Genomic DNA, 3988 nt, shown 5'->3' on the forward strand with positions numbered 1-3988 from the left:
TGCGTAACAGGTGTAGTAGGCGCAGGTTGCACGACTGGTGTTGTATTTGTGTTACTTGGCGGTGTTACAGGCGGCGTTGAGTTTGTCGCCGTATTAGATGATGTATTGAACGATGAATGATTGTTATCGTCTCGTGATTCATTGATTGCATAAGCCAAACCAGCCGTTGCGCCCAAACTCAACAACACGCTGCCCCAATTGCCCCAGCCGCTTACGCCAGTGCTTACCGTGCTGGCTTTGCTGGCGATAGAATAGCTCACATGGTCGGCATTGTTCAGCACAGGTGCTTGATAAAACGAAGAATAATTTTGCACAATCACATCAGGCGCAGCCGTTTGCGGCGTGCTGTCCAATACCAAAGCACCGTCCACCACTTTGCTGCTCACGTCTTCCAAAACTTCGCCGTTTTCGTTTACCAATTCATAAGTCGCGTTGGGAAGATGTTGAATCACTTGCGTTTCTTCGTTTAATTGCACGACTTGTTGCACACCATTGTGTGTAATACGCAATACATTTGCCATGTTAAAACTCCAAAAGTTGAATGTTGAAAATAAATTTAATTAAATTTTGACAAATAAACCAATAAAAGTAAAGCAATTAAACCACGAATATTTTAGAGAATAAACAAAGTATTATTTCAATTCAGGCAGCCTGAAAAAATATTGCCCCATTTAATATTACTTTAGGAAACACAATGACTTACCCCATTTTGCAACTTTTCACAGGCGGCGGCGCACGATTTGGCTACTATCTGGGCAGCTATGCCGCGCTGGTACAAGCCGACCGCGCCCCCCATGCCCTATTAGCGAGCTGTGGCGGCAGTTTGGCGGCATGGCTGATATCACAAGTCCCTGAACCGAAAGCACTTTACACGCTCGCCACGTCTGCCCATTTTTACCATGCCATCACATCGCTGTGCCACAGCCAAACGCCGCCCCATCGTTTTGCGCTGCCGTTTCAGGCTGCCTTACGGTTTTGGCAAACGCGTTCCGTGTCGTATTTGACACAGCTTCATCGCCGCGATACGCCCGTTAAATTATTGAAAGAATTGGAACAATATGCCATTTTTCAATCGCTGCCTTGCCCCCACACATGGCTGGACGATGTGGCAACATACGCCGCCCAATTAACCAATATTTCAACACACCGCGCCCCCAATATTTTGATTTTTGCCAGCCGATTAATTGATGAAAATCAACAAATTAAATGGAAACCTGTTTTATTTGTCCCACCCCATTTTGCCGATTTCAGGCTGCCTGAAAACCCCAATTTTGCCCATGCGTCCCATCGTCAAAGCCGCCATATTCACATTCAGCGCACGGACGATTTTCAGGCTGCCGTAGCCGCTTCGGTGGCGGATATGTATTATCAAAAAACGGTTTTTATTCAAAATCTTGGCGAATGTAGCGGCGGCGTGATAGACCTTGTGCCGATAGAATTGGCGCACGCGCTTGCGCAAACTGTGTTCGCCGAAAGTAAGCCACGCTACGACCGCTATTTGGCTGAACCTGCGATTTTGCGCGTGTTTGGCACGCCTGCAAATTTGCGCCATGCACAAGTTCATGATTTTATGGAAAAACACGAGAATATCCACATTTTGCCATTTGCCCACAATCGGACGGATTTGGCTGGAAAATATTTCAATAAATCATACGATTGGCGTTCAGGCTGCCTGAAAATGGATTTGGGGAATGCCGACCGTTTTGCCGAATACATGGACGCGCAATGGCAATATGGTTACAATCAAACAATTGATTATTTAGAGAAAAATTTATGAAACCAAAAATACTCATTATCGGCGGCACGAGCGGCATGGGTTTGGCGTTGGCGAAATACCACGCGGAACGCGCGTGGGAAATTTATATTATTGGAAGTTCTATTCATAAAATCAATGAGTTGAGTATTCAATATCCTGATTGGCATATTGTTCATTGCGATGTGCGCGATAAAGTTCAACGGCTTGAATTATTTGAAAAAATGGCTCAATGTACGCCGTTTCAACGCGTGATTTATGCGGCGGGCTGGTATGTGAATGAACGCCGTTTTGAATTAAACGAAGCGGATAGCGCGGCAATGATTGCCGTGAATTTACAAGCATTTAACGATGGTTTTGAATGGGCGGCGCAACACGTTCAGGCAGCCTGCGGACAATCTGCCGCGCTGGTGTGCTTGTCATCGGCGGCGGGGCTGATTGACTATCCCTACACCAGCGTGTACGCGCAATGTAAACGGGCGATGTGGCACACGGCGGCGGCGTATCGGGCGGCTTTATTGTCTAAAAAAATCAAAGTATTGGCGGTGGCGAGCGGCTATGTGGACACGGCGCAACTTCGCGCACTCAATGGCGGCAGCGCGGCACACAAGCCGTTTTTAATCAGCGAAACGCGCGCGGTGGCGGAAATCATGTCCGCACTGGAAGCTGGACACGATACGGCGATTTTTCCGCGTAGAATGAAATATTTAGTGGCATTGGTCAATCTATTACCAAAAAAATGGGTGGGCTGGGCAATGCGGCGAAAATTAGATAAATAAGTCAAATGTGGTATATTTGGCGATTTTCAGGCTGCCTGATAGTACGTCGCAGAAATAATCGTAGGGTGCGCTGTGTGCATCAAATCTGCCACAATATTTAAATGATTCAGTCATTTGGTGCGCACGGCGCACCCTACGTTTTTGTGATTGGAAAAAGGGTCGCGTACCGAAAGGCAGCCTGAAAATCAAATTCAACGATTAAATAAGGACTTAAACCATGCGTACCGCAACCATTACCCGCAACACCAGCGAAACCCAAATCACCGTTTCCATCAATTTGGACGGCACAGGCAAAGCGCATTTTGATACAGGCGTGCCTTTTTTGGAACACATGCTTGACCAAATTGCACGACACGGTTTGATTGATTTAGACATTGTTTGCAAAGGCGATTTGCATATTGACGACCATCATACGGTGGAAGACATCGGCATTACGCTGGGGCAAGCACTCAAAGCGGCATTGGGCGACAAAGTGGGCATTCGCCGCTACGGACACGCTTATGTGCCTTTGGACGAAGCCTTGAGCCGTGTGGTGTTGGATTTATCGGGACGCGCTGGTTTGGAATACAATATTGATTTTACACGCGCTTTGATTGGGCGGTTTGATGTGGATTTGTTCAGCGAGTTTTTTCATGGCTTGGTCAATCACGCGATGATGACTTTGCATATTGACAATTTGCGTGGCAAAAATGCCCACCATCAAGCGGAAACCGTGTTTAAAGCGTTTGGACGTGCGCTGCGTATGGCGGTGGAATACGATGAGCGCATGGCAGGAAAAATGCCGTCCACCAAAGGGACTTTGACGGCGTAATCTGATTATGCCAAATATGGGGGTGCGATAAGTTGTCCCCCATAGTTGGTATGATGTTGAATGTGTTTTCAGGCTGCCTGAAAAATAATTTTGTAGGGCGTGTCCACGCACCGAATTTTACATTTACTCAATGTTTTTAGATAAAACTTGATTATTTAACACAATTTCAAGGTTATATAAAAAATCTTCTTTTTCTTCATCATCTAAATCAGCAAATAATTCATCTGGTGTATATTTAGATAAAATGTCATTGATTTCTTGTAAACATATCTCATGAGTGGTTACAGAGCGTCCTGCTTCGGTAATAATTTCAATGACATTTAACATCAGTTGCTCAATTGGTAAACTAAAACATCCTTCAAAATGATAGCTGGCATAGCCCCATTCACTTTCATTATTTCCCCAGCTATCCACTTTACCATTGTGAAATTTAGACACAAGCAGAAAAACCAGCAAATAAAAAACTCCTTTTTAATTCTTCATACTTTGTGCGTTCATAATTTTTATTTTTCATCATCATTTCCTTGTATTTTCAGGCTGCCTTTCAGTACACGACAATTTTTCCAATCACAAATCATGTAGGGTGCGCCGTGCGCACCAAATGACTGAATAATTTAAATATTGTGGTGGATTTGGTGCGCACGG

5 protein-coding genes are annotated in these 3988 nt (G+C 45.1%); 3 read left to right on the forward strand and 2 right to left on the reverse strand.

Annotated features, from left to right (window positions below; genetic code table 11):
• On the reverse strand, positions 1-521 hold a 521-nt coding region (locus tag Q338_RS12060; RefSeq protein ID WP_034295822.1), incomplete at its 3' end, for a hypothetical protein.
• 173 nt (positions 522-694) lie between these two features.
• Here Q338_RS12060 and Q338_RS12065 point away from each other — a divergent pair.
• From Q338_RS12065 to hisB, 3 genes are all read left to right on the forward strand, one after another.
• Positions 695-1777 carry a patatin-like phospholipase domain-containing protein gene (locus Q338_RS12065; protein WP_034295824.1) on the forward strand — a complete coding sequence of 361 codons (1083 nt, stop codon included), beginning with the start codon at positions 695-697 and terminating at the stop codon, positions 1775-1777.
• Complete coding sequence (locus Q338_RS13915) at positions 1774-2532, forward strand: SDR family NAD(P)-dependent oxidoreductase (protein ID WP_051968644.1); 759 nt, start codon at positions 1774-1776, stop codon at positions 2530-2532. The genes Q338_RS12065 and Q338_RS13915 overlap by 4 nt, the downstream gene beginning before the upstream one ends.
• Before the next feature lie 217 nt (positions 2533-2749).
• Positions 2750-3343 carry an imidazoleglycerol-phosphate dehydratase HisB gene (gene hisB / locus Q338_RS12075; RefSeq protein ID WP_034295826.1) on the forward strand — a complete coding sequence of 198 codons (594 nt, stop codon included), beginning with the start codon at positions 2750-2752 and terminating at the stop codon, positions 3341-3343.
• 123 nt (positions 3344-3466) lie between these two features.
• Here the strand turns inward: hisB and Q338_RS12080 are convergent, their stop codons facing one another.
• The gene (locus Q338_RS12080) at positions 3467-3781 is read right to left on the reverse strand and encodes a hypothetical protein (protein ID WP_147293657.1); all 315 of its coding nucleotides are present in this window, start codon (positions 3779-3781) and stop codon (positions 3467-3469) included.
• Positions 3782-3988: the final 207 nt, after the last annotated feature.

Origin of the sequence: Alysiella crassa DSM 2578 (genome assembly GCF_000745955.1) — a bacterium.
In the GTDB taxonomy this organism is placed as follows: Bacteria; Pseudomonadota; Gammaproteobacteria; order Burkholderiales; family Neisseriaceae; genus Simonsiella; species Simonsiella crassa.